20 protein-coding genes and 1 tRNA gene are annotated in these 25,130 nt (G+C 31.8%); 7 read left to right on the top strand and 14 right to left on the bottom strand.

Features of this window, described 5'->3' with window-relative positions; all coding sequences use genetic code 11:
• Positions 1-39: 39 nt before the first annotated feature.
• Positions 40-792, bottom strand: coding sequence for an exodeoxyribonuclease III (locus LW133_RS03085; RefSeq protein ID WP_233076302.1), 753 nt, complete (start codon positions 790-792; stop codon positions 40-42).
• A 109-nt stretch (positions 793-901) separates the two neighbouring features.
• Between LW133_RS03085 and LW133_RS03080 the strand changes: the two genes are divergently transcribed.
• The 4 genes from LW133_RS03080 to purB all read left to right on the top strand — a co-directional run bounded on the left by LW133_RS03080 (position 902) and on the right by purB (position 3,839).
• Positions 902-977 (top strand) — tRNA-Phe (locus tag LW133_RS03080).
• A gap of 153 nt (positions 978-1,130) precedes the next feature.
• A complete protein-coding gene (gene pnuC / locus LW133_RS03075) occupies positions 1,131-1,814 on the top strand; it encodes a nicotinamide riboside transporter PnuC (RefSeq protein WP_233076301.1) in 684 nt (227 codons plus the stop codon).
• A complete protein-coding gene (locus LW133_RS03070; protein ID WP_233076300.1) occupies positions 1,811-2,434 on the top strand; it encodes a thiamine diphosphokinase in 624 nt (207 codons plus the stop codon). The genes pnuC and LW133_RS03070 overlap by 4 nt, the downstream gene beginning before the upstream one ends.
• Positions 2,435-2,510: 76 nt before the next feature.
• Positions 2,511-3,839 (top strand): adenylosuccinate lyase, encoded by a 1,329-nt coding sequence (purB, locus tag LW133_RS03065; RefSeq protein ID WP_233076299.1) that lies wholly within the window; start codon positions 2,511-2,513, stop codon positions 3,837-3,839.
• A 565-nt stretch (positions 3,840-4,404) separates the two neighbouring features.
• Here purB and putP read toward each other — a convergent pair.
• From putP to fliQ, 6 genes are all read right to left on the bottom strand, one after another.
• Positions 4,405-5,874, bottom strand: coding sequence for a sodium/proline symporter PutP (putP, locus tag LW133_RS03060; RefSeq protein WP_233076297.1), 1,470 nt, complete (start codon positions 5,872-5,874; stop codon positions 4,405-4,407).
• Positions 5,875-5,886: 12 nt separating this feature from the next.
• Positions 5,887-9,369: a proline dehydrogenase family protein gene (locus LW133_RS03055; protein ID WP_233076296.1), complete on the bottom strand. Its 3,483-nt coding sequence runs from the start codon at positions 9,367-9,369 to the stop codon at positions 5,887-5,889.
• A 201-nt stretch (positions 9,370-9,570) separates the two neighbouring features.
• On the bottom strand, positions 9,571-9,777 hold the full coding sequence (locus tag LW133_RS03050) for a tautomerase family protein (RefSeq protein WP_233037199.1): 207 nt from the start codon (positions 9,775-9,777) through the stop codon (positions 9,571-9,573).
• Positions 9,778-9,786: 9 nt separating this feature from the next.
• Positions 9,787-11,586 (bottom strand): conjugal transfer protein TraF, encoded by a 1,800-nt coding sequence (gene traF / locus LW133_RS03045; protein ID WP_233076294.1) that lies wholly within the window; start codon positions 11,584-11,586, stop codon positions 9,787-9,789.
• Positions 11,587-11,608: 22 nt separating this feature from the next.
• Positions 11,609-12,391: a UDP-N-acetylmuramate dehydrogenase gene (locus LW133_RS03040; protein ID WP_233077004.1), complete on the bottom strand. Its 783-nt coding sequence runs from the start codon at positions 12,389-12,391 to the stop codon at positions 11,609-11,611.
• The gene (fliQ, locus tag LW133_RS03035; RefSeq protein ID WP_233037197.1) at positions 12,388-12,654 is read right to left on the bottom strand and encodes a flagellar biosynthesis protein FliQ; all 267 of its coding nucleotides are present in this window, start codon (positions 12,652-12,654) and stop codon (positions 12,388-12,390) included. The genes LW133_RS03040 and fliQ overlap by 4 nt, the downstream gene beginning before the upstream one ends.
• A gap of 196 nt (positions 12,655-12,850) precedes the next feature.
• Here fliQ and trpF point away from each other — a divergent pair, with 196 nt between their 5' ends.
• Genes trpF through trpA form a run of 3 tightly spaced genes read left to right on the top strand, consistent with a single transcriptional unit; the run spans position 12,851 to position 16,330 of the window.
• A complete protein-coding gene (trpF, locus tag LW133_RS03030; protein ID WP_233076292.1) occupies positions 12,851-14,320 on the top strand; it encodes a bifunctional indole-3-glycerol phosphate synthase/phosphoribosylanthranilate isomerase in 1,470 nt (489 codons plus the stop codon).
• A gap of 13 nt (positions 14,321-14,333) precedes the next feature.
• On the top strand, positions 14,334-15,599 hold the full coding sequence (gene trpB, locus LW133_RS03025; protein WP_233076291.1) for a tryptophan synthase subunit beta: 1,266 nt from the start codon (positions 14,334-14,336) through the stop codon (positions 15,597-15,599).
• A complete protein-coding gene (gene trpA / locus LW133_RS03020; RefSeq protein ID WP_233076288.1) occupies positions 15,596-16,330 on the top strand; it encodes a tryptophan synthase subunit alpha in 735 nt (244 codons plus the stop codon). The genes trpB and trpA overlap by 4 nt, the downstream gene beginning before the upstream one ends.
• Positions 16,331-16,335: 5 nt before the next feature.
• Here trpA and LW133_RS03015 read toward each other — a convergent pair whose 3' ends face one another.
• Genes LW133_RS03015 through LW133_RS02985 form a run of 7 tightly spaced genes read right to left on the bottom strand, consistent with a single transcriptional unit; the run spans position 16,336 to position 25,070 of the window.
• Positions 16,336-17,412, bottom strand: coding sequence for an aminotransferase class V-fold PLP-dependent enzyme (locus LW133_RS03015; protein WP_233076285.1), 1,077 nt, complete (start codon positions 17,410-17,412; stop codon positions 16,336-16,338).
• A gap of 15 nt (positions 17,413-17,427) precedes the next feature.
• A complete protein-coding gene (locus LW133_RS03010) occupies positions 17,428-18,105 on the bottom strand; it encodes a phosphocholine cytidylyltransferase family protein (RefSeq protein ID WP_233076283.1) in 678 nt (225 codons plus the stop codon).
• 2 nt (positions 18,106-18,107) lie between these two features.
• Positions 18,108-18,830 carry a class I SAM-dependent methyltransferase gene (locus tag LW133_RS03005; protein WP_233076281.1) on the bottom strand — a complete coding sequence of 241 codons (723 nt, stop codon included), beginning with the start codon at positions 18,828-18,830 and terminating at the stop codon, positions 18,108-18,110.
• Positions 18,827-19,987 carry a phosphonopyruvate decarboxylase gene (aepY, locus tag LW133_RS03000; RefSeq protein ID WP_233076279.1) on the bottom strand — a complete coding sequence of 387 codons (1,161 nt, stop codon included), beginning with the start codon at positions 19,985-19,987 and terminating at the stop codon, positions 18,827-18,829. Before aepY ends, LW133_RS03005 begins: the two co-directional genes overlap by 4 nt.
• A 9-nt stretch (positions 19,988-19,996) precedes the next feature.
• A complete protein-coding gene (aepX, locus tag LW133_RS02995) occupies positions 19,997-21,328 on the bottom strand; it encodes a phosphoenolpyruvate mutase (protein ID WP_408610455.1) in 1,332 nt (443 codons plus the stop codon).
• Positions 21,328-24,009 (bottom strand): YidC/Oxa1 family membrane protein insertase, encoded by a 2,682-nt coding sequence (locus LW133_RS02990; protein ID WP_233076276.1) that lies wholly within the window; start codon positions 24,007-24,009, stop codon positions 21,328-21,330. Before LW133_RS02990 ends, aepX begins: the two co-directional genes overlap by 1 nt.
• A complete protein-coding gene (locus tag LW133_RS02985; RefSeq protein WP_233076275.1) occupies positions 24,006-25,070 on the bottom strand; it encodes a CDP-glycerol glycerophosphotransferase family protein in 1,065 nt (354 codons plus the stop codon). The genes LW133_RS02990 and LW133_RS02985 overlap by 4 nt, the downstream gene beginning before the upstream one ends.
• Positions 25,071-25,130 lie beyond the last annotated feature (60 nt).

The raw sequence follows: 25,130 nt of genomic DNA, 5'->3' as shown, positions 1-25,130 counted from the left end.
CAATTCTCGCCATTCTATCATAAAAACTTATATAGAAAGTCAAGAAAGTTTCAATCCCACAGGACAATGATCACTTCCCAAGATTTCTGGATAAATTTTTGCATCCACAAGCTTATTGCTAAGCATAGCGGAACAAAGAAAATAATCAATCCTCCATCCCGTATTATTTGTTCTAGCCTTGCCCATATAACTCCACCAACTATACGCCCCCTCCAAATTTGGATAAAAATACCTAAAAGTATCGATAAAACCGCTATCTAAAAGTATAGTCATTTTTTCTCTTTCTTCATCTGTAAATCCTGCATTTCTACGATTTGTCTTTGGGTTTTTTAGATCAATTTCCTTATGTGCCACATTCAAATCTCCACATACAATTACAGGCTTTTTCTTTTCTAATTGCTTTAAAAACATGCGGAAATCATCTTCCCATTCCATACGATACTCCAACCTCTCTAACTCTCTTTTAGAGTTTGGTGTATAAACATTAACTAAAATAAAATCTTCATATTCTGCGGTAATAATTCTTCCTTCTTTGTCATGATGCTCTATTCCCATATCATATTCCACATTTAAAGGTTTTTTTTTACTTAATAACACTACACCAGAATAGCCCTTTTTCTCTGCACTATTCCAATAAGCATGATAGCCATCAAAACTAAAATCAGCCTGTTCTTTTTGCATTTTAGATTCTTGAATACAAAAAACATCTGCATCTACTTGTCTAAAAAAATCCATAAACCCCTTATTCATACAAGCTCTTAATCCATTCACATTCCAAGATACCAACTGCATATTTTTCCTTATAATCATATTTTTAACAATTTTGAAAAAATTATAACTTTTTTAAGCTTAAATTCAAGAATGATTTCTTATAATTAAAATTCATTTTTACAAATTAGATGGCTTGATAGCTCAGTCGGTAGAGCAGAAGACTGAAAATCTTCGTGTCGGTGGTTCGATTCCGCCTCAAGCCACCACTTCTCTTATATATCACACAATTACACACATTCACAAATCTGTTTTTATTATTCTTTCATTAAATCTTTTATAAAACTAACATGTAGTCCCAAATTTTCTCCTATTTTAAAATATGTTATAATCCTCAAAACCACCAAGGATTCTAAGATTGCATGCTTATCTACAAAATAAAAAACTTTTTATCCTGTCAATTTACGGGGCTACACTTCTCTTTTTGGATTATTTTTATCTGTGCTTGTTTCCTTGTCACAATCCCAACATTTTACACACAAGATTTTTGGATCAATTTTTTTATTGCAATCCTTGGCCTCTCCTACGCCTTTTTTGCCGGAGCAAAAAAGACAATTTGCCACATTTTTGGTATTTTTTATGCAATCTTAAGTATTATTTTGAGTTTTGAAATTAAACTTTATGCTGAAATGCTTTTAAACATTTTTTATCTTTTTTTAAATACTATCGGTTTTTTTCTATGGTCAAAAAATCAAAATTCCACCCAAACACAAATCACTATCCAAAATCTTCCACACTCTCTCACTTTTATATATCTTTTCGTGATTCTTGTTTTAAGCATTCTTCATGGTTTTATCTTAAAAAATTTCAATGCATCCTTTGCATTTTTAAACTCCCTTACCCTATTTTTGCAAATCTTTGCACTATTTTTGCAAGTCAAGCGTTATATACAAAACTATCTTTTTATCACACTGGCAAATATTCTTACTCTTTATATTTGGATTGAATTTGTCTTTGTTGATTCTAAATATATTTTTCAATTTTTAAATACTTTAATCTTTCTTTTTATTGGAATTTATTATTATTGGCAATGGAGTAGAAAATGAAAAAACAAGCGCTAATTCTTGCAAATGGACAATTCCCTAGAAATCCTACACTTATACAAGCAATCAAAAATGCAACATTTTTAGTGGTTTGTGATGGTGCAATCAAACATTTAGATCGACTAAAAATTATTCCAAATACCATAATTGGAGATCTTGATAGTATCTCAAAAAAATTTCAAAAAAAATATGCGAACAAAATTATTCACATAAAAGAACAAGAAAGTAATGATTTAAGCAAAGCATTTTTTTATTGTATTAAGCAAAATTTTACACACATTACCATTCTTGGCGCTACAGGTAAAAGAGAAGATCATACATTAGCAAATATATCCTTATTGCTCCAATACTATGACTACGCAAATGTAGAAATTAGAAGTGATTATGGATATTTTAAAGTTTATGAAACTCCTTGTAAAGTTCCAAGCCACAAGGGGCAACAAATTTCCTTATTTTGCTTAGAATCTCACAGAAAAATTACCTCTACAAATCTCAAATATCCCCTAAAAAATCTAGCTCTACCCTTATGGGCAAATGGCACGCTTAATGAAGCATTAGATTCTCATTTTAGTCTAACAAGTGACAAAAAAACAAAAATTATCATATATCAAACCCTTATTTAGTTCCTACCTCTACCCCTCCATCGCCTTTATAAAGTTTTTGTATAATACTCTATCAATATTTATGTAAGGAATTTTTATGGTAGAAAGATACGCAAGAGAAGAGATGAAAAAGCTTTGGGATATGCAAGCAAAATATAATGCTTGGCTAGAAGTAGAAAAAGCTGTCGTAAAAGCATGGAATAAATTAGGATTTATCCCTGATGAAGATTGCCAAAAAATTATTCAAAATGCAAAATTCAACATAGATAGAATCGATGAAATTGAAAAAATCACAAAACATGATCTTATAGCATTCACCACTTCTGTCGCAGAATCCCTAGGTGAAGAATCTCGCTTTGTACATTATGGTATTACCTCTAGTGATTGTATCGACACTGCCGTGGCTTTGCAAATGCGTGATAGTTTAAAAATTATTATCAAGGATATAGAAAAACTACTTTGCGTATTAAAAGATAAATCCTATCAATATAAAGACACTTTAATGGTGGGTCGTAGCCATGGGATTCATGGAGAACCTATCACTTTTGGCCTTGTAATTGCAATTTGGTATGATGAAATCAAACGCCATTTAGAATCTTTATTGCACACCCTCCCAATTATTGCCACAGGTGCCATTAGTGGAGCTATGGGAAATATGGCACACACTCCTATCGAACTTGAAGAATTAGTCTGTGAAGAACTTAATCTTAATTCTGCGAAAATTTCCAATCAAGTAATCCAACGCGATAGTTATGCGCGTTTGATGAGTGATTTTGCATTACTTGCAAGTAGTTGCGAAAAAATTGCTGTTGCTATACGCCATTTCCAACGCACAGAAGTTTATGAAGCAGAAGAATTTTTTAGCAAAGGACAAAAAGGAAGTTCTGCTATGCCTCACAAAAGAAATCCCATTTTAAGTGAAAATATCACTGGACTTTGCCGTATGATACGAGCTTATGCAATTCCTGCTATGGAAAATGTCGCTCTTTGGCATGAAAGAGATATTAGCCACTCAAGCGTAGAAAGATTTATCTTGCCAGATAGCTTCATTACTACAGATTTCATGCTTAATCGTCTTAAAGACTTAATACAAAATCTCGTAGTCTATCCAGAAAATATGCTAAAAAACCTTAATTTAACTGGTGGATTAGTTTTTTCTCAAAGAATACTTTTAGAGCTCCCTAAACAAGGCGTTAGCAGAGAAGATAGCTACAAAATTGTTCAACGCAATGCAATGAAAGTATGGCAAGATCTTCAACAAGGCAAAAGCAGTCTCAATGAAAAAGGCGAAAGCTTATATTTGCAATATCTCCTACAAGATGAAGAATTAGTAAAACTCATCGGCGTTGATGCAATTAAAAATTGTTTTGATTATAGCTACTACACCAAAAATGTAGATAAAATCTTTGCAAGAGTATTTGCATAAAATTCTGAGCAATGCTCAGAATTATCAATCCTATCTTTAATTTTATTTAAATATTTTAATTGCTTCTCTTTTTACTGCACCTAGCACTTTTTAATCTTAATAATCAATCCCTATAATCTCAATCACATCTAAAATCTCCACAAGAAAGTAAAATTTACCATGCTATTTTATAACTCAATAAAATTAGATAAAGTAAAAATAGCTACAACAACAGCCAATAAAATAAATTTCAAAACAAATTCATCACTAATGGTAAAGATAAGTCGCCCTTACACTCATTGCAACAATTGAAAAAGCATGGTTAATACAAATCTATCAAAGCAGCAAACAAAATAAAATATCAATGATTTTATCAAGTATATACTTTGTTTGATCTGTAAAATATTTGCTATCAAATTTAAAACTTTAAATTTTTTTTAAAAATACACAGGATAATTAATAAAACAAAATTACCAGAATTGCTGCAAAAATAGATAAAAATATAGCACTGATTGTAAGAGTAAAAAAACTTAGCAATAAGATGGCAAAAAGTAGGCTAGCCTACTTTTTACTAATAAATTAAAAATCAAAGCTCTTTTAACATCCTTTCATAAGCAGCTTGAGTTCCTGGTCTTACATTGGTAAGCAAACTTGCAATAATAATAACAACTGAGGCTGCTAAAAATCCTGGAATAATCTCATAAAGATCTGAATTAACAAAATTTTTCCACAATACAACAACAGCGGCTCCTGTTATCATGCCTAAAATTGCTCCTACTCTTGTCATTTTGCTCCAAAATAAAGAAAAAAGCATTACAGAACCAAAACTTGCTCCAAATCCTGCCCATGCATAAGAAACTATACTTAAAACACTAGAATGTTTATCTGTAGAAATTAAAAATGCTATCACAGCGACAAGCAAAACACCAACTTTTCCTAAATTTAAAACTACTTTAGCGGGTGCATCTTCTCTAAAGATTTTTTTATAAAAATCTTCTGCAATCGTAGAGCTTGAAACAAGAAGTTGAGAGCTTGCTGTACTCATAATTGCCGCCAGAATTGCTGAGAGTAAAATACCTGTAATCCAAGGATTAAACAAAAGTTGCGACATTACGATAAAAATTTTTTCAGGATCTTGCAAACTTAATTCAAATTTATCAACATAAGCAATGCCTAAAATACCTATAAAACAAGCACTTAAAAGACAAATTGACATCCAAGTAATACCTATAAAAGTGGCTGTAGGAATATCTTTAGTAGAACGAATAGACATAAAACGCACTAAAATGTGTGGTTGCCCAAAATATCCTAATCCCCAAGCTAATGCTGAAACAACACTAATCATACTTATACCCTCTCCCATAGACAAGGCTTGTGGCTTAACTTTCCTTAAAATATTCATTGCTTCATTAAAACCACCCAAATGAGATAGCATAACCAAAGGTACAGCAACTAAAGCTAACATCATCAAAAACCCTTGTATCATATCTGTCCAACAAACTGCCTTATATCCACCCAAAAAAGTATATGCAACAATAATAATCGTTCCTGTTGTTAATGCATACTCATAAGCAATCCCAAAAGTACTTTCAAAAAGCTTTGCTCCACTTACAAGTCCTGATGAAACATAAAATGTAAAAAATATCAAAATTACTACAGCGCATACTATCCGAAGTATATGTTTATCATCATCAAATCTTGTTTCAAAATAATCAGGAATTGTCAAAGAGTTAGCAATTACGCTTGTATAAATTCTCAATCTTTTTGCTACAAAAATCCAATTCAAACTCGCTCCTATAGTCAATCCAATTGCAATATAAGAATCTACAAAGCCACTCACATATAATGCTCCTGGCAAACCCATTAAAAGCCAACCACTCATATCAGAAGCACCTGCGCTAAGTGCAGAAATCATAGGCCCCATAGAACGGCCACCTAAAAAATAATCTTCTGTATTTTTATTTTGTCTATAAAAATAAAAACCTATATAAAGCATCAAAATAGCATAAGCTATAAACATTACCGCTATTGGGGTATTAATATGAACCACTTCCATTTTTACTCCTTTTTATTGCTTCAAGCCTCTGATCCCTAAATTTCCATAACGATGAAAAGATATACTCAAAGACTTTTCATTAAAATAATTTAAAAGCTCAAAACGACCATTTAACAATGGCTTATCCCTTAAAATAATTTTGGCATGATTTGCCGCTTCTTTATAAATTGCATCATTTGAATCAGCCTTTGCAAGATAGCGGATTCTTTCATAATCTTTTATTTTTCCTATAAACTCTTCTTGATTTTCTCGTAAAAACAAGACTTTTGCATCAATTTTTTGAACAATTTCTTCTAAAATATTGATATTTTCATATTGCTCATAACTAACATGTAATTCAACATTAACAATATTTGCTCCTAAAATTATTCCCAAAATATCTTCTAAATTATCATTTTTACAAAGTCTAAACACCATATTTTTTATAGGTGTATAAGAAAACAAATTATCCTCTCCTCGGATATTTACATAATCTTTGGCCTTGCTAAACTCATGATTATAGTGATAGGCATAAGATTTTACCATCTTAATAGCTTGTGTAATTGCTTCTTTGTTTATATTGATTGTTTCTAGCTTTTTGGAAAAACTACACTCGCTTAAATTTTGATCACACTCACTTTGTTCAATATTCAAAAATTGTGTAATATAATTATAGATTCCAACCTTTCTACCATTTCCAATAGCTGACTTTTTAATCCCGCCAAAAGGTTGGCGAAGAACAATAGCACCTGTTGTTGGCTTGTTAATATAAATATTTCCTGCTTGTATATATGTGTGAAAATATTCCCATTCTCTTTCATCTAAACTTTCAAATCCCGCTGTTAATCCATAGCCCGTAGAGTTTACAATTTCAATAGCTTCCTTTAAATCTTCAGCTTTCATTACGGTTAAAATTGGAACAAAGAGTTCATTGGTATGTGTAAAATCACCCTTTTTGGTACCATATTTTATTCCTGGTGTCATTAAATAAGGATTATCATCTAAAAACTTAGGTTTTAATGCCCATTCTTCATAAGGAGCCAACTCATTTAAAGCTTTTTGCACTTTAGCACTCGGCTTGTCTGCTAAAGCACCTAATTTATTTTTAAATTCAAAAGGATTACCTACTGCTAAAGAATTAGCCGCATCTACTAAAGTTTTTTTGAATTCTTCGTCTTCATAAACTTCTTTTTCTAACACAAGCAAAGAAGTAGCGGAACATTTTTGACCGCTGTTACTAAATGCAGAATGAATAATATTTTTAATCGCACTATCACGATCTGCAAATTTAGAAACAATAGTAGCATTCTTTCCACCTGTTTCAGCACTCAAAAGTAAAGTAGGATTAGATTTTAACATAGCATAAGCCGTGTCTTCACCACCTGTAAAAATAGAAAATTTAACCTCTTTATCAATAAGTAAATGTTTAGAAATATCACTTCCTTTTGCGGGTAAAAAAATTAAAGCATCTTGAGGAATACCTGCATCCCAAAAACATTTACAAAGCATATAACCTGTCAAAGTTGAAAGTGAAGAAGGTTTATAAATCACTACATTTCCCGCAGCCAATGGTGCTGCTATGGTTCCAACTGAAATCCCCACTGGAAAATTCCAAGGAGCTATTGTTACACCAATACCCTTAGGACTAAATTTAGTATTTTTATTTTGCTCTCTCAAAACCCTTAAAGAATGTGGATAGAATTCAGTAAAGTCGATTGCTTCACTCACTTCAGCATCAATCTCTAAAAATGTTTTACCTACCTCTAAAGCAGCCAAACCTATCAAATCTCCACGACGCTCTCTCATTAAATTAGCAGCTTTTGATAAAATTGTATTGATTTCATCAAAACTCTTATTTTTAAAATTAGAATTTTTTGCTACATCAAGAGCTTTTTTAATCTCATTTTCTCCTGCCAAATAAGCTTTTCCTATTATCCTATGTTTAATTTTGTCTTTAACTTCTATAAAATTTAAACTATCTTGTTTGAGTTTTATATCCCCAATTACTGGTACTACATCATAATTCTCCAAATTTTCATATTTAGATCTAATATTTTTTGCCCACTCTCTGTTTGCCTTGAGAATAAAATCAGTATCAGCTTCATTTTTAAACACCTTATTCTCATTAAAGATTTTTTGCTCTTTAGTTCTATCTTGCGTTCTATGAGTAGAATTATCAAGCGTTTTTACTCCCTCTAAAGATTTAATAAACAATTCTTTTTGAGCTTGCCAATTAGAATCATTAATCTTAAGATTAAAAAAATATCTCATAAAATTATCTTTACTCGTATTTTCATCAAGTCTTCTTACCAAATACGCAATTGCATTGTTAAAATGCTCTTCATCACACACTGGTGCATAAAGTATAAGATCATGCATTTTAGAAAGCTCATAAGAACATTGCAAACTCATACCTTCAAGCATTTCAAAAGTAAATGATGATAAAGCACCTGCTTGTGAAATCAAAGTATAAGCATAAGCAATTTCAAACAAATTATGACTTGCAATTCCAATATTAATATACTTGTGATTATCACCATCTAACACAAAAGCAAGCATTTTTTTATAATTACTATCAGTATCAATTTTTTGATAAAAAGTTGGTAAATCCCAACCTCTTTGCGAAGCTATGGTTTCTTCGCTTTCCATATTTGCACCTTTTACAAAACGAATTTTTATAGGCTTCATGCCATTTAAAACCCTTTGTTTTGAAAAAGCAAAAAGTTTTTTCAAATATTCATAAGAATCAGGTATGTAAGCTTGCAAAACAATACCTGCTTTGATATTGTATTTTGCCACGCTTTCCATGAAAGCTTCAACAGTTAATTCCAAATCTCTAAATTCTTCCATATCAAGATTGATAAATTTAGATACACCTTGTTTTTTTTCTTCTTCTAAGGCAATTTGATAGAGATAATCAAGCCTTTTAACTATTTCATCTTTAGAATATTCAAAATCAATAATATTAATCTGTGAAAAAATAGTAGTAATCTTAATCGAAATATAAGTGATATATCTAGATCTTAAAGCCTCTTCATATTTTTGAATACGCTGTCTACTCTCTATTTCTCCTAAAACCTCTTCACCGATCAAATTTACATTTAAAGTAATATTGTCTTCTTCTTTTCTTTTGCGCATATGAGGCTCTAAAGCATCATGATTAGCATCTAAAACCATTGCTTTAGTATCTTCTCTTAAATGTTTTATAAAAAAAGGAACACTTAAATTTGGAGCAAATTTACCAAAATTTAAAAAAGTAAAAAGTAAAAATTTTTCAAATGTGCTAAAAAAATCTGCTATGCCATATTTATTTAAAGTATGCTCGATAAGCTCAAAACTAGCGTGTTTATCTCTACATCTAAAAGATCGATCTAGAAGTTCTATCAGCATCACTTTATTTTTAGGATTATTTAATAATTTCTGCATTTTAGCATGAAATTTTTTCTCGTTAGTAGAAATATTATTTTGTATTTTCTCTTGCAATTCTTCAGCTAAAGCTAAAGCTTTTTGTATCATTTAAATCTCCTCAAAAAGTTTTTTTGATAATACAAAAACTCATCAAGAAACTAAAAATTTTTCAACCCTATTAATTACAAAAGTTTTACATTGGTAACATTTATGGATAAAAGTGGCTTTTAGCCACTTAATACTGTCAATTCTAAAAAAGATTTATATAAGTTTGCAATATTGTCTCTCTAGCAATACAAACAAGTTTGTTTATTTTTTATTTTGCAATTTATCAAGATCGCTTAAAATATTCTCACCTTTTGCAAAATTTTCTCGATCAAATTCTGTAAAAGAAATATAAACACTTTCTTTTGGCTTCTTAGCTACACGCTCCAAAGATTCTGAAATGTCTTTGGCAATTTCTCGCTTTTGTTCAATACTAAGTTTTCCTGCTACTTTTACATCTATATAGGGCATTACTACTCCTTACCAACTAAATCCACCGCCAACTTTTAGGCTAAAATAACTAGGAATATTCATTCCTCTAATTTGTGTTAAATGTGTATTGCTCTGCACTGCAATATCCAAGAATCCAAAAAGATTGATACCACCTGTAAATATTACACCTTCATTAAATGGATTTCGCAAATCATACATCGTCCCCACTCTAACATCAACATATTTAAAATCAAACATCATTCCACCGCCAACCATTTGATTCTTTGGTGCAACATAAGAAAGTGTATGATTTGGCAATAAATCCGCATCAAATGCAAGACTAAAAAATCCAGCCTGATATGCAATCCCTGCTCTTAATTGAGGATTAAGATAGATTTTTTCTGTTTCGCTAAGCTTTAAAGCAGGCTCATTAATATTTTTTGCCACAAAACCAACGCTAAATCCCTTAATACTATATAAAGCTCCAATATCAATCCCAAAATTATGCGACATTGTCGGTGCATTTCCAAGAGAAATACCAGAAAGTGTATTAAAATTTCCTGTTTTAGATACATGATAACCCACACCATATAAATATTTTAAGGTCATACCAACACTAATTTCTCCAGCACCAATATTAATACTATGCCCATAGCCCACAGGCACCTCACCAACAATCAACCCGCTAAGTGAGATATTATGCTTTGCACTATCGCTAAACACAGAGCTGCTATCATAAATATCTTTTCCATTCCCACTGCTAGTGCCGCTCGCTTTTGCACTACTGCCAACCAAATCTAGCGTGATCTTATCTCCACTAATCCCAAGTTCAACATATTGACCACCTGCATCAATAATCAAACGATTATGTGTAGAATCAAAGCTTGCCGATCCACTCGCAAAAGCACTTCCAAAAATCCCGATTCCAAACCCTCCTACATCATCATTAGGCTTAGTTTGAAAAACCAAACCATTTTGTGATGAAAGTGAAAAATTATTACTTTTTAAAGTGTTTTCAATAGTCTGTATATCCTTAATTGCCTTAGATAATGATGCATCACCATTTTGAGAAATCTCAACACCATTTAATGCGCCTACAACCTTAGAGACATCAATATCACCCTTACTTGCGTCTTTCAATAAATCTGCAAGTCCGCTAACACTATCACTATCTAAATTTTTAATAATGCTATCTAATAAGGCATTTCCTCCAGCACTTGCACTAGCTTGCAAAAGCTTATCTTGAATGTCTCCTAATATCTTCTCTGGGTTTTCCTGTGCTACTTTTTTGAAATTTTCAACTGCCTTATCTAAATCATTTTCATTACCCATACTATTACCAGCAACACTACCTAAAAATTTTGCCAAATCCCCCTCTGTAAATGTTCCATTGCCACCACTTCCATTACCCAAGAGATTTTTAATCACCTCACCAAAATAACCATCTGGTAACTCCAAAGAATCATTTGCCGCTAAGGTACTTGCACCCAAAAGCGTAGTGCCAGAAGCACTAGAAACGCCACGAGATACTGCTTTTTGCGTTGTACTAAAAATACCACTAATTTGACTTGGCAAACTTTGCAAGTTTTTAATATCTACATTTGCAAGTTTCAAAAGATTATGATCTCTAATTGTAGCACCAAAACTATAAGCAAAGCGATATTTTTTTGTTGTGCCAAGTAAAGCAGGATTGTAATAAAGCCCCCATTGAGAGTTTTTTAAAGCTACTCCAGCGCCACCCATACTTGCTGAAATATTCCCCATGCCACCAAACTCTAATGCTTGAACTTGAGAAAGGCTTAACAAAACTCCGGAAAACAAAAGTGTTTTTGAATTAAATATTCGCATATATATTCCTCACTTTTTTGTATTACTCTATGATTATAACCTCTTTTTGTAGTTTTATTCCAAAAATATCAGAAACTTTTTTCTCTGCCAATTCTATAACTTGCATTGCAGAAGCAAAATCGGCTACTCCACGATTTTTATTTACCAAAAAATTTGCATGTTGTTCAGAAAATCCCACACCATTAATAAAATATCCCTTCATTCCAACAGCCTCAAGTAAACGCCCCGCAAAATCTCCCTCAGGATTCTTAAAACAACTCCCACAACTAGGAAATTTTGGATGTGTTTTTCGCATATTAGAAAATTTTTCTAACAATCCTTCTTGAAAACCTAAAATCTTTTTAAAACGTGCAGCAAAAATCACTCCATCAATCTCTGTCTTACGATAAGCAATCCCCAAAGTTTTTGCATCTCTCCAAACCCCATCCACACACACAGAATCTAAAATCCCCTTCATTTCATATTCTTTCATCCCAGCATTCATTTTTACAAGCCCTCCTAAGCTTCCTGGAAGAGCACGCAAAAATTCCAATCCTGTTAAATTGTTTTGCCAAAAATATCTAAAAATTTTTGCACTACTTGTACTACCTCCAACTTCAATATAATCTCCCAAATCTCGAATATAATCAAAATTATCCCCCAAAATTGCTAGATTTTTTGCACTAGGAGCAATAAGAAGATTAAAACCAAAGCCAAGAATTTTCAACTCTCTGTCATATGTAAAACTATCAATCACTTTTACAGGTAATGCTGCACCTATCTTGATACTTAAATACTTTGAAAAATCAATAATCTTTATCATTATCCAATAAAATTTGGAATCAAATTTATCAGACGCGTTGTATAATCAATCAACATATTTAACATCCAAGGCATCGTAAAAATAATCACACCAATAACTGCTAAAATTTTTGGCACAAATGACAAGGTCATTTCATTAATCTGTGTTGTTGCTTGAAAAATACTTACCAAAAGCCCTACAATAAGCCCTACCAACAAAACCGGCAAAGAAATCATTAAAGTAATTTTATAAGTCTCAATAGCAAGCCCCATTAGTTGTGATTCCATAATCCCTCTATTTAAAAAATTAATTTTTTTGCCATTATATCCAACCATATAACAAAATCAATCATTTTCATTAAACAAAATTTAAGTATCAAATTATATAATAATCCAAAAAGCCGCAATCAAGGAAATAATGGGGTTTTTTGCATTATGATAATCTTTAAGCATTATTATTCTTTAAAAAATTTAAAGGGTATTTTTGATAGAAATTTTAAAAAAAATCACGACAATAAGAAAAGAAAAAATTCAAAAGTTAGGCTTTAATTTTGGTCATTCTATCCCTCAAGAAAGAATAGTGCCGCTAAATCCCCCTAAATTTGCTAATCCGCTACTAATTGCTGAGATTAAACGCTCCTCTCCCTCAAGCGGAATGATTGATGAAATCAAAGATCCCATCTCCCTTGCTTCATACTATCTAGATTGTGGAGCAAATGCTATTTCTATCCTCACAGAAGAAGATCATTTTAATGGTAGTATCAAGGATTTAATACGAGTAAAAAATACTTTTAAAAAAACTACAATTTTACGCAAAGATTTTCTTCAATTTCCTGAAGAAATCGAGATAAGCTATAAAATAGGTGCAGATATGGTGCTTATTATTATTGCAATGTTTTTAGAAGATAAAAAAACTTTTGAAGAGATGTTATTAGAGATAAAAAAATACAACCTTACCCCACTTTTTGAAATCCACACAAAAGAGGAATTAGATTTTTTACTCCCCTACCAACCGCAAATTATTGGAATTAATATGCGTTCTTTGCATACCTTTTCTATCCACAAACAACAAGGAATTTTATTAAAAAATCAGATTCCAGAGGGAATAAAAACAATTTTTGAATCCGGTATTATGAGTAATTATGATGGCTATATAATTGGAAGTAGTGGCTTTGATGGAATGCTTTGTGGTAGTTATTTTGTAAAAAGTAAAAGCAATACCATTACAAGTCTTATCCACTCATACAAAAAATCCAAAAATCCTGCAAATAGATTCCACAAAAATATCTTCAAACGACTTGCAAACAACAAACCTTTAATAAAAATCTGCGGAATCACAAATCTTGATGATGCTTTACTTGCCTGCAAAATGGGGGCAAATATGCTTGGATTTATTATTTCTAAAAATAGTAAAAGATATATTGATATTACAGAAATCAAACAAATTTCACGTGCCTTAAAAACACTTTATCCTGAAGTTTTAAAAATTGGTGTTTTATTAGAAGATACAAAAGATTTCCAACAAGCAAAAGAATTATGTGAACAAAATTTTCTTGATTCTTTACAACTCCACGCGCCAGACAATCTCCCTTATTTTGCAAAATACAATCTTTTAAATGCAAATTTTAATTTTTACATCTGTATAAATTATGAAAATCTTGATGACTATCCTAAAAACGAATATCTACCTTTCATACTTCTAGATTCTAAAAGTAAAGAAAAAGGAGGGAGTGGCAAAAGCATACCACTAGAAGCACTCAAAGAATTAAAAAATACAGGTGAAGCATTATTTGTAGCAGGAGGAATTGGGGCACACAACATACAAGAGCTTTTAAACCTCGGTGTAAGCATGCTAGATATTAATTCGCAAGTTGAAAAAGAAATTGGCAAAAAAGATCCTCAAAAACTTCAAGAAATTTTTGAAATTATCAATAATCACTATCAAAAACTTTAAACAAGGAAAAAGAATGCAACTCTACACAAAATCCAAAAATACTTTTTTTGGTGACAAAAATGAAAGATTTGGCGGACAATATGTCCCTGAGATTCTCTATCCCGCCTTAAAAGAATTAGAAAATGCTTATAAAAATATTTTTCACACAAAAGAATTTCAAGCAGAACTCAAGGAGTTAATGACACATTTTGTCAATCGCCCCACGCCATTAATTTACGCAAAAAATGCTTCAGAAATCTTGCAAAATGATATTTATCTTAAGTTTGAAGGTCTTGCAAATACTGGGGCACATAAAATCAATAATGCCATCGGTCAAGTTTTATTAGCAAAAAAAATGGGGAAAACACGCATTATTGCAGAAACTGGAGCGGGACAACATGGACTTGCCACCGCATGTGCATGTGCAAAACTAGGCTTAGAATGTGAGATTTTTATGGGCAGTGTTGATATTGCTAGACAACGCCCTAATGTTTTAAATATGGAATTATTTGGTGCAAAAGTACGAAGCATAGATTCTGGAACAAAAACTTTAAAAGATGCCGTCAATGAAGCATTAAGAGAATGGAGCAAAGATTCTATAAATACTTTTTATGTTTTAGGAAGTGCGCTTGGCCCCTATCCTTATCCTGATATTGTGCGAGATTTGCAAAGCATTATCTCCAAAGAAGTATTAAGCCAAATTAAACATTATTTCACAGGAATGCCTGATTATATGATCGCTTGTGTTGGAGGTGGCAGCAATGCGATTGGATTTTTTCATGCATTTTTACAAAAAGATGTCAAACTTATTGGAATTGAAGCAGGGGGTAAAGGAAATAATAGCGGGGAACATGCAATGCGTATGCAAAACTCAAGAGATGCTCAAACTGGTATTGCACAAGGTTATAAAACAATTTTTTTACAAAATCAAGAAGGACAACTTGCCAAAACCCATTCTATTAGCGCGGGGTTAGATTATGCTGGGATTGGACCACAATTAGCCCATTTAGGCAAAATTGGACGTGTTCAATTCCAAAGTGCAACAGATGATGAAGTTTTAGAAGCTTTAAAATTTTTTGCCAAAACAGAAGGGATTATCGCTGCTTTAGAATCAAGTCACGCACTTGCAGGAGCAATCAAACTCTGCCAAACACAAAAAAATAAAAAAATCATTATCAATATTTCTGGCCGAGGAGACAAAGATATTTTTATCACAGCAAAATATCTCAAAACCAATATTTGGGAAGATTTTTTGGGTGAAGAAATAAAAAGAATACAAGAATTAAAGGCTATAAAATGAAAGATATTGTACTAATGGGACATATTGTGGGAGGTTTTCCTACAAAAGAAATAAGTCTACAAGCCGCTCAAGGAATTATAGAGGCAGGGGCAAAATATCTTGAAGTGCAATTTCCATTTTCAGATCCAAGCGCAGATGGAGTAATTATTGAAGAAGCATGCAATATTGCCTTAAAAAATGGTTTTAAAATTCAAGATGGTTTTGATATTGTGCAAGAATTAAGTCAAAAAGCAGAAATTTTAATCATGACTTATGCCAATATTGTTTTTCGCTATGGAGTAGAAAGTTTTGTTAAAAAGGCCAAAGAATCTGGTGCAAAAGGCTTGATTATTCCTGATCTTCCTATTTATCAAGATGAAGGCTTGAGAAAATTTGCTAAAAAATTTCACCTCTATGTTGTTGAACTGATCACACCAAATACCACACAAGAAAGAATCAAAATGTTAAGTCAAAAATCACAAGGAGAATTTATCTATGCTGTAGCGCGTGCAGGAATTACGGGAAGCAAAACTATAATCAGCCAAGATTTGTTTGACTATCTTGATAGAATCGCTAAAAATTGTGACAAAAAAATTGCTCTAGGGTTTGGGATTCAAAGCTATAAGCAAATCCAAGCCATTAAAAATAAAATTGATATTGTTGTAGCGGGAAGCTACTTTGTCAAACAAATCACAAAATATTCTAGTAAAGAATCTCTTTTTGACCATACCTTAAAACTTTTTAATCCCTAATTCTTTTAGTTTATAATGGTATGCTGACAAAACTCCTGCAATACTTGCAAAAATAACTGCATATCATAAGAATCAATCTCACCAATATTTGCAATCCTAAACATTTCTTTACCTGCAATTTTCCCTGGATAAATGGTAAAGCCTCGATTTTTACAAAATTGATGCAATTCTTCAAAATTCATATTTTTAGGAATATCAATTGAGGTAATAATCACACTATGAGAGCTTTTTGGATAAATACAAAAGCCCAAATCTTCCAAGCCTTGACGCAAAATTGCATTTGATTTTTGATAACGCAAGAAACGATTTTTTAACCCCTCTTCTTGTAACTCCAAAATTGCTTCATAAAGTGCATAAGCCACTTGCACAGGCGGTGTAAAACGCATTTGATGATGTTTGATAAAATACTCATATTGTGCTTTTAAATCAAGATATAAGCTTTTTGCAAACTCTGCATGCATGATATTTTGATTTTTTGCAATAACAAAAGAAATCCCCGCAGTGCCTTGAATATTTTTATTGCTTGAAGCAATAATAAAATCTACTTCATTTAGCGAAATCTCATAACATGCAAAACTACTCATACAATCTGCAATAATTTTTATTCCCAAAGGATGCGCAATTTTTGAAATTTGCGTAAGATCATTTAAAAGTCCGCTTGTTGTTTCAGAATGCACAACACTCAAAAAATCCGGTCTTTCTTTTTGTAAAAATTGTTCAAGTTCTAGAAAATCAATAGGTTCTAAAAAGCTACTTTGAAATACCACATAATTTAGCCCATGATATTTTGCAATCTCACACATCCTCTGACCATATGCACCATTAACAATAATTGCAAGTTTATGAGACTTATCTAATGTTGATGCCAAGGTGGATTCTACAGCCAAAGTACCACTTCCACCAAATAACACACAACTACTATCTTTAGCATCTTTTACAAATCCTAACAAGCCTGCAGAAATTTTTGCCATCAAATCTCCAAACTCCTGCTCCCTAGGGCAGATATCAGGCACTAATTGTGCTTTTTTTACACGCATGGAAATTGTTGCTGGACCAGGGTTAAGTAAAATATTACGCTTCATTTTTTTCCTTTTCTATCATTGTAATAATTTTGGGATAATACTTTTTTCTGCACGCTCTAAATGTTCTTTGCAGTCAATCTCACACCAAACTAAATCTTCAATTTTTAAAACTTTAAATCCTATTAATAATTCTTCATAATCCTTGCTGTGAAAATCAAAGTGCAAAAAACTCTCATAAGAAATTTTACTAATTCCTACAAGCTCTGCATCAATACTTTTTAATTTTGTTTTATCCTTAGAAAGTGCATTTAAACACTGATTTTGATTAATCTCCAAATACACTTCATCACCAGAATCGCTCCTACCACTACCTAGAATCAAATCTCTTCTACAATCATCTAAAAGCTCTTGTATTGCTCTTTTTTCATAAAGCAAATCTGATTCTAAAAGCAAAAAGTCTTCATGAATTTTATCTTTTAAAGTTTGCAAGGTTTGAGAGCTACCACTAGAATCAAATAAAGGATTTTTACAGGTGCTAAGATGGGCCCCAGAAATCTTTAAATTTTCAAAGTATTCACTTTTATACCCTGTGCCAATCACAATATCCACAATCCCAAAACTTACTAAAATCCCAATACTTCGCTCAATTAAGCTCTGTGTCAATCCTTTTGGTTGTAAAAAAGCTTTAGGTTTATCTCCCTTCAAATTTCCTAATCTACTTCCAAGCCCTGCTGCTAAAATCACTGCTTGCACCCTTACTCCTTTGTTGCAATCACATTGAATCTAAATTCTGAATTTAAATAATTTTTTATATTTTGATCTTGTATTTTACAGACAAAACCATATCTTTTAGCCATCTTTAAAAACATCTCTTTACGATAATACAAATGCGGTAAATTTCCATACATTTTTTCATATTCCTGCCCATATAGCTGTCTTTTTTTCTCAATATCTTGAGATTTTTTTAAAAAATCAAGCACATCTAAAAATAATACGCATTTTTTTGCTTTTTGAAACATTTGCTCCATAACAAATCCTGCATACTCCAAATCAGAAAAATAATGCATTACACTAAAAGTACACATCACATCTACTGAATCTATTTTTTCAAGATATCTTGCATCTTGATGATAAAAGTTATCTTGAAATTGCGGAAAAACCTCTCTGGCATACAAAATAAGATTTTTTGCATAGTCCATACCACCAATGCTTTTAAAGCTACCCCCCCCCCCCACAAGATTTAAAGCAAAAAGAAATGCCCCTGCCCCACAACCAACCTCAAAAATACTTGTATAATCTTTTAATTTTGCTTGTATAAAAATTTCTTGAACAAAATCCCTATAATCCTGCAATTTTAAACTTCCGCTTTTTGTATCAAATCCGTTTAAAAATAGCAATTCTTGCAAAATTTGCTCATCTTGAGAACATGAAAAATCCAATGTGCTTGTTTTTTGATTCCAAATTTTTTTCCAACTCATAAAATCCTCTCAATTCTTCTTGCTACTTCATAAGGAGTAATTTTTGGCCTACCCAAGTCTTTTTTACTACCTTTTTTGATTTTCATATAAATAAATATAGCTCCACCGCTTTTATTCTCCTCAAACTCCTCTAAAGCATCTTTTAAAGAATCTAATGTTTCCAAGCTTAACACTTTTTCATATCCACAAGCATGCGCAATACTAGCAAAATCCACACAAGGTGCAAGACTAAATTGCCCACCTGTAGAATCATGACTTTCATTATCTAGTAAAATATGACAAAAATTCCCCTTATTGTGCATTTTAGTATAATAAGCATTTGTACTTAATGTCCCCATACGCATCAATAATGCACCATCTCCATCAATACAAAGTATTTTTTTATCACTTTTTAATGAGATTCCAAGTCCTAAAGCGCTTACACAGCCCATAGATCCCACCATATATAAATGATTTTCGCAATCCTTAATTTCATAAAGCTCTCTACCACTCTTCCCTGTCGTAGCAAGAGTGATCATGTTTTTTGACAAAGATACAATTGTCTCCAAAATTTCTAACCTCGTATATTTTGCCTCTAGTTTTACACTTAAAAAAGGACTTTTTTTTAAGAAAATCTCTTTTTGATTTTCTAATTTTAAAGATTCTAACACTCCATTTTTTACGATAAAAAAGAAAGATTTGTTATTTTGCAAAATCTTTTTTGCCTCTAAAATCTGCTTACTTGCTTCCACAAAATCTGCACTTAAAAATGCATATTCTACACCACAAACTTCTAAAAGCTTATCTGTAATTACACCCAATAATTCATGTTGTGGTTCATCGGTATTTTGATTATTTATATCTCTCTCACCCCTTAAAGACACAAAACATAAAACTGGAATACCAAAAGTGTGATTTAGTGAAGTAAGCGGACTTAATGCATTTGATAACCCACTATTTTGCATCAATACCACACCATAATTTCGTGAAGTTTCTTTAGCGCCCACCAAAGAGATTCCACTAGCAATTGCCATAGCATCACCCTCATTATTTGCCATAATAAATCTCTCATGCATAATTGCATAATTAATCAATGGTGCAAGATAACTACAAGGCACCCCTACAAAATCTACAAATCCATTATTTTGCAATAATTCTCCAAATGTCTTTGTATCCATATTTACCCCTTAAATTGTCCCTGGTATAAGAGAGAGTATTTCTTTAATACTCATGCATTCTTTTTCTGCTTCCAAGCTTCTATCATTTTCCAAAATACTTTTTGCAACACTTTGCATTGCAATAAATGCACTCCTTAGCATGTGATTTGCATAAATCACAATATTTACACCATATTTTGCTAAGTCCTCTGCAGAAATTGCATTAAAACTCGTAGGCACCACGACAATTGGCGTATTTTTATCTTTTTTACGAAAAGCTTTTAAAAACTCTATAATTTCTACTCCATCTTTATGTCTTGAATGAATCATAATTCCATCAGCACCTGCTTCAATATAAGCAAATGCTCTTTTTAATGCATCATCTTGCCCCTTATCTAAAATCAAACTCTCAATTCTGGCAATAATCATAAAATCCTGTGTTACCTGTGCCTTTTTCCCTGCGCGAATTTTTTGACAAAATATTTCAATATCTTCTTGTACTTGATGTACTTCATTACCTAGCAAACTATTTTTTTTCAAACCTGTCTTATCTTCAATCACTACAGCACTCACTCCCACACGCTCTAAAGTTCTAACACTAAAGACAAAATGCTCAAGAAGTCCTCCAGTATCTGCATCATAAATCAAAGGCTTATGTGTAACCTCAAAAATCTCATTTAATGTGTTTAAACGCATGCTAAGCTCTACTGCTTCAATATCTGGTTTTCCACGATTTGTAGAATCTGTCAATGAGCTTGACCAAAATCCATCAAAACCAACTTTTCTTCCTTCTTTATCTACACAAGTATTTTCTGCAATTAACGCACTTAATGCAGAATGTGTTTCTAAAAATCTTAGTGGCTTTTTTAAACCAAGCAATACTCTTAGGCGTTTTTGCTGCATTGCCTTAGAAATTCCTAAAGCATTAATTGTTCTCTTGATTCCTAAAGCATTAATATGCGTGCTATAAGGCACTTCAATAAGTCTTGGATGATACTCTAAATCTTTTTTTTCTTGTGGATACAAATCATATAAAATCTCTATCACTTCATCACGATAAATCTTTAAATACCCTTTCTTCCAATCATCTCCATGCACTACATAATCTGGCTTTAAACGATAAAGATTTTCCTTATAACTTGGCGCATCTTGCACAACAACAGAATCTACAATGCTAAGATTTTCAATCACCTTTTTGCGTTCTTCAAAATCTAATAATGGAGCATCCTCCATCATAGCAATCGCATGATCGCTAAATAATCCTACAATCACTTTTCCATATTGCTTTGCATGTTGCAAGACATTAATATGCCCCGCATGTAACAAATCCGCCGCCATTGCCACATAGACTATTTTTTGCACTATCGCTCCTTTTTCTTTAGATTTTTTAAGGTTTCTTCTGTAATGTCTTTCCAATTTTTCAATACACTACTATCTTCTTTGATCTCATAAATCTTCTCTAAACCGCGTGCAAAAGCATGCATTTGTGCATGAATAATCTTGCGATCTTTAGGATAATTTTTTAAAATATTTTCAGGAGTATTTTTTAGATTCATCCCATCATAAAGCAATCCCGCAGCATCTGCATTACTCATCAAACGAGAATCAAATACTATTGCACCCTTTGCGCCAAAATCCTTGAAAAGCAATAAACTCTCAGAATGCCTTCCTAATTCCTTACCATGATTTTCTTGCATTTGCTTATAACTATCATAAAGCCCATGATCTGAAGCAATAATAATTTTTGTTTGATCATAAATGCCATTTTTTACCATCCACTTCAAAAAATCTGCAACTGCAAAAATTGCACACACTTCATTATCAAAATGATAAGTCATGTAAGAATTAAGACCAAAAAGATAAGCCATAGGCATTTTATGCTTGAGCTTTTCTACTTCTGTTTGAATCTCTAAGCTTGGTAAACATCCTCTTTTAACATCTAAGCCCCCTGGTGAATGCGTAATCATACTTTTGATATATTTAAAGGTAGGTTGCTTTTGATTAGTATTTGCAAAATCTAAAAAACTCAAGACATCAGAAGCTTGATCTGCTACGATTTTAAACTGCTTAATTTTAGCGCTTTGAGAAAATCTCCATCCATAATCAATATAAAGCTTTGCCCTAAAACTATAAGGTGAGATTTTAAAAAGTCCATAGTTGATGAATTCAACAATAAAATCTGTTTTTGTTGTAAACAAAAACTCCAATTCCTTAGCATGTTTTTTGTAAAAATGCTCTTTATAAGGTGTGCCCTCATAAAATTGAATCCCTTCTTTAGTTTTCCAATTTTTAAAATCTGCAGGCTCTGGATTTAAAATATCTACTTTATAATGATTTTTAGCAAAATTTCTTGCCACATTCTCAAATGCTATCTTAGCCTCTTTAAAAATAATATCTGTCCCTACAACTTGATGATATTTTTGCATTAGCTCATAAACAGAATAATCCATTCCCCCAACAAGAGGACTTGTAGTAAGGTAAGTAAAACTACTTGTAGAAATTGTATTATTAAAATAAGTAAATCCAGAAAAATGCTGAGCCACTTCTGGATAAAGCTCTAAAATCTCTCCAAAATGCGAATTTGTAAAAGCATCTAAAACTAAAAATAATACATTCTTTTCCTTTGAAAAAGAAAGGAGATTTGTCACATCTTGAGTTTGTCCTTCTTGAATTTGTTTTGTGTTTTGTGTAAATTTTTTTTCTGTATGTGTAATGATTTTAAAAGCACTAAACAAAGAAAATAGCACCAAAAATACTGCAAATATTTTCAAAATTTTCAAGAAAAATGCCTTATATCGCAAGGCAATTAGCATCAAAATAATGCCTAAAATCCCACAACAAAAATCTACTAAAATAAGTCCATATTTTGGTTCATTAAACACTTCTCTTTGTGCCATAAACAACATATGATCCAAAGCACCATAGCTTTCATTTTTGATAATATTGAAATCAAGAAAAAAATTATAAACTACAGCGATAAAAAAAATAACACCGATTCCAAAAACACCGATTTTTAGCAATCGTGTTTTATAAAAAAAGCTTGTAAAATAAATTAATAGAAAACTACAAAGCAAAAAACATCCTAGCAAAACACCAAGAGTTTTTAGCATTAATTGTGCATCAAACTGGCTAATATCACTTGCATAAATCAAATAAGGATTATAAACAAACACCATCAAGCAAAGATCTAAAATTATAAAAATAGAAATATTACGATACAAAATGTATTCACGAGAATCTAATAAAACAAAAGGTGTAAAAATCTTTAAAAAAAGATTATATTTTCCTCTTACATTCCCTAATGCTTTAGAATCTTGAGTTTTTATGGCAAAATTATCATTATTTGTAGCAATGGGTAGTGTTGTATCTTTATATTTTTGATTATTTTTTACAAAAACTGCAAAAACACTTCTCAAAAATGCAAAAACCATACTTGTAGTCCAATACAAAAGCAAAGCACTAGGCATCTGATATAACAAAACCAAAAACACTAGCGCAATCAAAGCACCCTGTATTCTAGCCCCCCTATCCTTAGAGCTCACAAATACATTAAGTAAAGTAAAAAAAGTCATCAATAAAGGCAAAAGATTGATTCCAAATAACAAAGAATCTGGCTGATTTAAATCCTTAATTATTCCAAAAGATATTTGCCCTGTAGATTCAAAATGCACCTGCAATAAAAATACTACCGCAATAAAAAATGGCACCTGCAATGCCAAACCACCCAAAGCCTTAAGCGCAAAAATAGGGTGATAATTATTTTGACGATATAAGGTACGGATATAAGCATAAAGCTCTCCACCCTTAAAAACGCTTTTAAATTCTTTGATTTTTTTATCAAGCCTCTGTTTAATAATATTGTGTCTTACCGCCCCGCTATCTGCAAGATAAAATAATTTTAATAAAAACAAATTTACAAACACACTTAATAAAATAATACTTAATCCAAAACTATGAATATAGTGATTTAAAATATCTAAAACAAATTTTAAAATTGTCTCTAAAGGATAAATACAAATAAAATACAAAATATCACTTATCATTTAACTCCCTCCAAAATTTTTTGTATTTGCAAAAACTCTTGTGCAAACTCATAATATTTTCCAAGTCTTTGCTCTAAAATTTTTTGCCTAATTTCTAAAATCGCCTTTGCTCCAATCTCTCCAGATTCTCCTACATGCGTCCATAGAGATTTTTTTACTTCTTGCAATGCTTCTTGATATTTATCCTCAACACAAGCTTCAAAAATCAAATTTTTTATCTGTGCAAAATCTTTTTTGTTAATCCTTCCACCGATATGATCAAAAATGCTAAATTCCCACATCAAATCAATATCTGCGGAATCATAACCTGAATGATCAAATTCAAAATCAAGCGTTAAAACTGGCTTATTATAAAGACAAATATAATCAAAAATAATGCCTGAAAAATCCGAAATCATTACATCGCTTTGCTCCATTGCATAAACATTTGGTGTGTCAATATCCCATACTACTTGTTCATGACTTGCCTTATCTTGCAATGTAGTTATTAACTCTTTTTCTGAAATAAGACTTTGTGGATGTGGGCGGATAATAAGATAAAAACCTGCTTTTAAAATCGCATCAATAAGTTCCATACCATATTTTGCCAAAGCACCTTCCTTGCCCCAAGAAGGTGAAAGTAAGATGGTTTTATTTTTACAATCCTTATTTGGAAAAAAAACTTTTTTCTGCACATTTTCTTGCAATGTGTTTTTTAAGTGATTTAACATATCACAATAGGGCGATCCAATAATTTTTATTATCTTTTCTTTTACATGATGGGCCTTTGTGACTTGATTAATAAAATCTGCTTGCATTGTCGCATTTATCAAAATACTATCATAATAATCCATTCCAAAAGCCCTATAATTTGGACTTCCCAAAGAATGTACAATATGGCAATAATGCTCTACACCTTTACTTCTTTTAATTTCTAAGACATCTAGCCCTGGTGTTGTCATTACTACAATATCTGCCCGTAGAGTATTTAAAAAAGAATATGCCAGATTACCCTTGCCAATAAAACGCACTTTATTTTTATTTTTGCGTAAAAATGCCAGATCGTTTGAATCAGAAGTCAAAAAAACATAATCAATGCCCCAAGAATCTAGTGCATCTAAAATCGGTGCAAAAACATTATA

This window comes from Helicobacter anatolicus (assembly GCF_021300615.1).
GTDB lineage: Bacteria > Campylobacterota > Campylobacteria > Campylobacterales > Helicobacteraceae > Helicobacter_H > Helicobacter_H anatolicus.
This window is presented reverse-complemented; position numbering and strand designations above follow the sequence as displayed.